We start from the raw sequence: 6,641 nt of genomic DNA, 5'->3' as shown, positions 1-6,641 counted from the left end.
CCTAAATTAATTAAGAGGTGTTTATGGATTTAAAAATAGGTCAGAAAATAGAAATTCGCTATAATGGTCATCTTCTCGAAGGATTGATAATCAATCCCCATGCTTTCGGAATTAATCGTCCTTCTATTGGCTTAGGCTATAGAATGCAGGAGCGTTGTGCTGGAATTAACCATGCTACTCTTAGTAATTGGGCTAAGGGTACAAAACGCCAAGAATTAAATTTTTTGACAGAAGATAAAGTAATTGAACATCTAAAGTTACCACGCTCTGGGAAAAAATATGCTGTGTTATCCTTACCCTTTGGAGACAAAAAAATAGTCCATCAGGATTTGAACCAAGATTATTACAAAGTCATTGAGGTAAGCGAATTTATTGACTTATGTTTTAATGTCGCTTTTTTTGAAGATGTTAATAGCAGAACTAAATTAAAAATTAAAGACTTTCTACAATGGTTTACGGTAGAAGGATTTTATGCTCAAGCCTATACTTTCATCAAAGGTAGTTACGACAAGGCTGATAGTGAAGAACTACAAAAATGGTTAGTTTCTCGTTTGCTTAATAAAGGGGATCGGAAACCTTATGCTAAGTTTATTATTGAGCTTCATCAAAACATTGCCCTCTGGACAAATTATACCTATCTTTATCTTTTTGGCAAGATTGCTTCGGAAATGCGCAGTGAATGGAATGTCATCGAAGGGGATTGGGATATTGCCCGTAACCATATTCCCGAAGCCATTGCTTTGGAAGCGGTAGGATTTGTCGAAAGAACAGTAGTAGAAATTTATACTGGTAATCTTAAAGAAGCTCATCAATTAGCTATTCAAATTGCCATTAAAAAATATGAATTACCCCCTGTTATTAATCCAGACGAACGAAAATTATTTTCTGCTTATTCTACTTTAAAACTATCGGAGGAGGAAGTACGAGATATTGTAGAATTACATATTGAGGGCGGTTTTAGTTTATCGGAAATCGGAGCTGAATATGGTATTAGTGGTTCTACTGTAAAGTATCATTGTCAAAAACGTAGCTGTCGATTAACCGACTAATAACTTTTGACATCAAAAGGAGTAACAGACTCCCAACAGACATCTCAAATAATTCCTAAAAAGAGGATTATACTCCTCTTTTGTCATGCTTTAGATTTTTGTCATGCTCGTTTGGATTTTTTCCTGTTTGAAGTGGTTAGATTCCTAAATCCTTCTGGTTTATTTCTTCCAGTTACATTAATACCCTTATGGTGAATAGTCATCACTTGATACTCCCCACTACCTTTTCTTTTGTTGATTATGTCAATAAGTTTTTTCTCTTGTTCCAATAAATCAGAGACTGCCTCAATAACTTTATAGTTATTATTTTCTTTTGCCCATCTGAAAGAATTATCAAAATATATTCTGTGTAATCTATCTTCAAATAGTTCCCAATTATCATCAATTTCAGAAAACATTGAATAATCATTCATACTTGCACTGGTAGCATGAAGACGAGGAGTTAGATCCTTTTTCCATATCTTCATTAATTCACGTTTAGATTTTGGATAATTATTTGGCAATGGCGTTATAAAACCACCATTTTTGATGGATTCCATAAAATAGCTACATAATATTCTATACCAATAACTAAAAAGGTAATCGAAGTTATAATGGCGTTGCTGAATCAAAATATGAAAATAAAAACTCAACAATCTGGAATAGTTACTATTTAATAGTTTAGCGATCTCCAATAAATATAAAGAATACTCACAATCAGAAACGCTTATTTTTCTTATTTTCCCTGTTTCTTCTAAACAAATCTTAAGAACATCCAACATATTCCAAAAATAATCAGCAAAAGGTTTTACCAAATTACGATGATCTTCTTTCAATTGAGCTTCTTTTTTATCATCGGGAAAAGCAAAAAGTACTAACCATTGCGATATATCTTGATATTGCTTTTGAAAAATCGATAATACTTTTTCTTGTTCTTGGGTTAGGATGATCTCTTTTTTGTATTCTTCTCGAACATTCTTTGGTAATAAACCTATATAAACTATCACTAATTCCAGTAGTGATAAAGATTCCATTGTTTTTATGAAAGATTCTTCTTCTTTCTTGGATAATTCGTCAAGATATGAACTTGGTAAAAATAAACCCTTTTGAGCTGCCCAAATTTTTGAGTTGGGTTCTTCTTTAAAAAGCATAATTTCTTTATTATTACAAAACAATGATAGTAATTATTTACTCTCAACATAACATTTATTTTAGATTTTGGTCATGTACTAAGCTATAGCAGTTACCAAGTTGTTTAAGATGCTCTCTCAATTCTTCACATTCTGAAAGAATGACAATATAATCGCTATAATAAATGTATTAAATACAGGGTGCGTTATGGTTAAAAATCTCGTTGGCAAGAGAATTTCCATTCCTGATCAATTCACTGGTACTGTGTTAGTAGAACAAGTGGATGTGGTCGATAAGACTGTGTTACTCCAAGTCAAAAAAGAAGACGGCGATCGAGCGGAAGCGATGTTAGAGTTAGAAAGGGCATTGGAATTAGAGGCACAAGAAGAAGCTAATAATCAACCCTTAGTAGATGCTAAACGTTTTTTTCTGTTTATAGAATCCGCCCGAATCAAAACAGCTTACGATTTTGATCCTCATTTTGCCGTAAGTTTAAGCGGAGTAAAGCCTTTACCCCATCAGTTAGAAGCAGTTTATCAACGCATATTACCCCAAACTAGACTAAGATTTTTGTTGGCTGATGATCCAGGGGCTGGTAAAACTATTATGGGAGGTTTACTCCTCAAAGAATTAAAACTGCGTCATGCGGTAGAGCGAATTTTAATCCTAACTCCAGCCCCCTTAACGGTACAATGGCAGGATGAATTGAAGTCCAAATTTTCGGAGACTTTTGAAGTTATCAACTCATTCCTAGTCAAAAACCAATTAGGAGGGAATCCGTGGGAAAGATTCCGTCAGTGTATCGCCTCCATAGATTTTGCCAAGCGTGATGATGTACTACCTTCGATTTTACAAGTTGATTGGGATTTAGTGATTATCGATGAAGCCCATAAATGTTCTGCCCGTAGTCAGGGAGATGAGTTAAGACGCACGGGAAGGTATCGTTTAGCCGAAGAATTGTCCAAAATAACGGAAAGGATTTTATTACTAACGGCAACACCTCATCAGGGGGATGCGGATCAGTTTCATAATTTTTTAAGGTTACTCGATGAAGATCAATTTATCTCTAATCAAGTAAATCCACGTATTCTTCAGTTAGATGAGTCTCCTTGGTTTTTAAGACGGATTAAGGAAGAATTAAGGGATTTTGAAGGGAAAAAGCTGTTTAAGGAACGAAATGCTAAAACAGTACCCTTTGAACTATCCCCTACGGAAAAGTATTTATATGATCAGGTGACGGAGTATATTAATTGTTATTTAGGACGTACTAAGGGTAAAAAGCAAGGGGCGGTTGCTTTAGCCAGAACTGTTTTACAACGGCGGTTAGCCAGTAGTTTAAATGCTATTTATAGTTCTCTCAAAAGACGAGAAAAACGTTTTACTGACTTGCTCGAAGAGTTGCGGAATCTCTCTACCTATGAGCAACATAAGCGATTATTAGAGTTAGGACGTATTAATCAAGGTTCAATGCCGAATGATGATGCTACCAATGGCTTTTCCAATAGTCGTAATTCATATACCAATAATTCGGCTGATGATAGCAACGACTTTTCCAATAGTCGTAATCCATATACCAATAATTCGGCTGATGATAGCAAGGGCTTTTCAAACAGTCGTAATTCATATACCAATAATTCACCAAAAAATAGAAGCAAGAATAATTATGTTGTGGAGGATGTATTAGAGGATGATGATTTTACCGAAGATGAATTAGAAGATTTTTCTGTTAATGCTACCGTAGCGGAACAGTTAGACGAATTAGAGACGGAATTAAAAGATTTACGGCGATTGGTAAAATTAGCAGAGCAAACCATAGAAAAAGGCGATGAAACTAAGTTAAATGCTCTCAAGGATTGTTTAGAAGGCAGTGAGTTTAATGAGTTAACAGGTGGCGGTGGTAAGTTACTAATTTTTACGGAACATCGTGATACCTTAAGCTATTTGAAGGAAAATCTAGGAAAGTGGGGTTATTCTATCTGTGAAATTCATGGGGGAATGAATGCGATCGCGCGCAAAGTAGCTCAAAAGGATTTCCAGTTCAATAAACAAATTTGTTTAGCAACAGAAGCCGCAGGGGAAGGTATTAATTTACAGTTTTGCCACTTGATGATCAATTATGATATACCATGGTCGCCCCATCGGTTAGAGCAGCGTATGGGTAGAATACATCGTATTGGACAACCGAAGGATGTTTATGTTTTTAATTTCGTGGCAATCAATACCGTTGAGGGTAGCGTTTTAAATAAATTACTGCGAAAATTAGAGGAAATTAAAGCAGTAATGGGTGACAAGGTATTTGATGTCATTGGTCAACTTTTACAGCTAAATAACATTAATTTTGAGGATTTAATCAAGGAGGCAACCTACGGTAAGGCGGAAGAAGAAAAAGCCTATAAAACAGTAGAAAAATTAGATCCTGATAAACTAAAGGAGTTAGAAGAGGCAACAGGTATCGCTTTGGCTACTTCCCATGTGGATTTGTCTCAAGTGCGCAAAACCAAAGAGCAAGATTTTCTTTCGGAAGAAAGACGGTTAATGCCCCGTTATGTGGAGGAATTTTTTGCTCGTGCTTGTGAGTATTTAGGGATAAAATTAGAGGTTAGAGCCGATGGTTTATGGCGTATTCCCTATTTAAAGGAAGAATTTAGATCTCCTCTTTTGGATGCAGGAAGAAGATTAGGTATCGCAGAAAAGGAATATAAGAAGTTTACCTTCTACAAGGAGAAGTTAGAGGAGTTATCCTATGCGGATGCAGAATTTGTTTCCCCTGGGCATCCTTTGTTTGGGGCAATCTCGGAACGGTTAGACTATAAGTTAGCTCAAACGGTGGGCTTTCAGTCGGCTTTGTTTAGCGATGCTGATGCGGTTAAACCTTATCGGATTCATTTCTATCAGGTGGAAATTACTGGGGAAGATATAAAGGGTAAACCAACGATTATTAGGGCAGTAATGAAGGCTGTCTTAGAGGAAGTTGAGGGGGAATATCAGCTTATTTCTACGGATTGTCTTCATGATTTTACTCCCCTTGATATAACTAAACTCGAAGATTTATCTTCTGTCTATAATCCTTCTGTCATGGCAAACTCTTCCTCCTCTGTCATTGCGAAGGAAGTGAAGCAATCTCAGGGTTTTTTGAAGAATGAAGGGATTGCTTCGGGGGTGGAAAACTTTACTAATAAAGATTCAACGGGAAATACCCCTCGCAATGACGATAATGGTATCATGACGATCGATCGTGAAACCATCTCAGGGATTGCTTCGGAGGAGGAAAACTTTACTGATAAAAATTTAACAGGAAATACCCCTCGCAATGACGGTTTTGGTATCATGGGGTTCGATCGTACCACCTCTTCAAATTCCGATAATCAAGAAGATTGCTTCGTGCCTCCCAATGACGGTATTGGTGTCATGACGATCGATCGTACCACCTCTCGAAATTCTGATAATCAAGAAGATTGCTTCGTGCCTTCCAATGACGATCGAACTTCCTTGCTTTGTCCTCCTACCAGTGAACAACAAAATACGATCGAAAGATGGTTAAAGGTAAAAGTACAATTTCCCCTCAAACAAGAGGAATCCCAAAAACGACAACGGGAATTAAAAATTCGTCATGATTATCTCGAACAAGCCATGAATTCAGCTATAAAAGAGGCTCGTAGTGCTTACCTTCAATTAGCTAGTAAGGTGGCAAAAGGGGATGATTCTTTCCGTATTGCGAGGGATAACGCCAAAAATAAAATCGATTCACTACAAGAACGTTATGATAATAAGAAAAATCAATTAAGCTATCTTCAGTTAGTCCGTGCTGGTAAAATTATTTATCTAGGAACGGCTTTAGTAATTCCTACTCCTCATAATGATAATATGCGTACTGATGAAGAGGTGGAAGCGATCGCCATGGAGTATGTGATGAACTATGAAAAGCAAAGGGGTTGGATTCCTACTGATGTTAGTCAACTTCGGGATGGTTGCGGTTTTGATATTCGTAGCGTTAAAGATGGAGAAGATGATAGTAACAATGTTCTAGTAAGAAGGATTGAGGTAAAGGGTAGAGCGGATTTTAACCAAGATATTTGCCTGACTAACAATGAATGGCGAAGGGCGCAACAATTAGGGAATAGTTACTGGCTATATGTGGTATGGGGTTGTAAAACTAATGCACCGCAACTAATAACGATTCAAAATCCTGCCATCGCCTTAGCTGGTAAAGTCAAGGAGGTAAAACAAGTTACTCGTTATATCATTGGTGGTTCAACTTTAGCCCAATATCATCATGATTAAATTCCATTAAGGGCATTGGGGAATTGCAAATAAAAAAGATACCATTATTGATCCCCCCTTGGGGGAACTTGATTTTTAACTGGTATTTTATTTTCACGCAGTTTCCTTGCGATCTGAAAGTGATGATATAATTAGGAAGAAAAAAGGTAAAAAAACTTGACGATCGTATATATGTACAACATTTTTATATATGTTATGGGA

At 36.5% G+C, this 6,641-nt stretch carries 3 protein-coding genes; 2 read left to right on the top strand and 1 reads right to left on the bottom strand.

Going from position 1 to position 6,641, the window contains the following annotated elements; all coding sequences use genetic code 11:
- The first annotated feature begins 23 nt into the window (after window positions 1-23).
- Window positions 24-1,049 carry a hypothetical protein gene (locus ACN4EE_RS21525; RefSeq protein ID WP_431708563.1) on the top strand — a complete coding sequence of 342 codons (1,026 nt, stop codon included), beginning with the start codon at window positions 24-26 and terminating at the stop codon, window positions 1,047-1,049.
- 101 nt (window positions 1,050-1,150) lie between these two features.
- Here ACN4EE_RS21525 and ACN4EE_RS21520 read toward each other — a convergent pair whose 3' ends face one another.
- Complete coding sequence (locus ACN4EE_RS21520) at window positions 1,151-2,179, bottom strand: hypothetical protein (RefSeq protein WP_431708562.1); 1,029 nt, start codon at window positions 2,177-2,179, stop codon at window positions 1,151-1,153.
- Window positions 2,180-2,366: 187 nt separating this feature from the next.
- Here ACN4EE_RS21520 and ACN4EE_RS21515 point away from each other — a divergent pair, with 187 nt between their 5' ends.
- On the top strand, window positions 2,367-6,440 hold the full coding sequence (locus ACN4EE_RS21515) for a helicase-related protein (protein WP_431708561.1): 4,074 nt from the start codon (window positions 2,367-2,369) through the stop codon (window positions 6,438-6,440).
- Window positions 6,441-6,641: the final 201 nt, after the last annotated feature.

The organism is Geminocystis sp. CENA526 (assembly GCF_050753365.1).
Classification (GTDB): Bacteria; Cyanobacteriota; Cyanobacteriia; order Cyanobacteriales; family Cyanobacteriaceae; genus Geminocystis.
Note: the sequence above shows the minus strand (reverse complement) of the source record. Positions and strands in the feature narration are given on the sequence as shown.

Coding starts and splice junctions, on each gene's coding strand:
- ACN4EE_RS21525 (WP_431708563.1), top strand. CDS start 24: ATGGATTTAAAAATAGGTCAGAAAATAGAAATTCGCTATAATGGTCAT.
- ACN4EE_RS21520 (WP_431708562.1), bottom strand. CDS start 2,179: ATGCTTTTTAAAGAAGAACCCAACTCAAAAATTTGGGCAGCTCAAAAG.
- ACN4EE_RS21515 (WP_431708561.1), top strand. CDS start 2,367: ATGGTTAAAAATCTCGTTGGCAAGAGAATTTCCATTCCTGATCAATTC.